This window comes from Parabacteroides sp. AF21-43 (assembly GCF_003635435.1).
GTDB classification, from domain to species: domain Bacteria; phylum Bacteroidota; class Bacteroidia; order Bacteroidales; family Tannerellaceae; genus Parabacteroides; species Parabacteroides distasonis.
The window spans coordinates 1-386 of the sequence record NZ_QTMG01000054.1 but is presented as its reverse complement, the minus strand read 5'-3'; positions in this window follow the sequence as shown (position 1 = coordinate 386).

Below are 386 nucleotides of genomic sequence, written 5' to 3'. Positions count from 1 at the left end.
GATAAGCGTCGCTTTTTAACGAATATATACGTATCAACCTACACATATGGCTGTATCAACTCACACATATAGCAGTGTCAACCCACACATATAGTCGCGTCAAGCTACACATATAGTGGCGTAAGCCTACACATATATAGGTATCGGCCCTCACATGCGGTAGCGTTGGGCATTATTACCGCCTAACGACCGTAAAACATGAACTAGGGTGAATTATTTCGGCTGGAACGGAAGGCTGTTTTTCAGCAAACGGCTATCAAACAGAGAATTGCTGTTTTTTTCTCTCGAATTTGGAAGCGAGACGCACTTGGGTACGGAATAATCGATTCTCCGGGACTTCAGATTACAAGTTGTCAAAAAGACAAATGGGCCACTTGTATCTATAG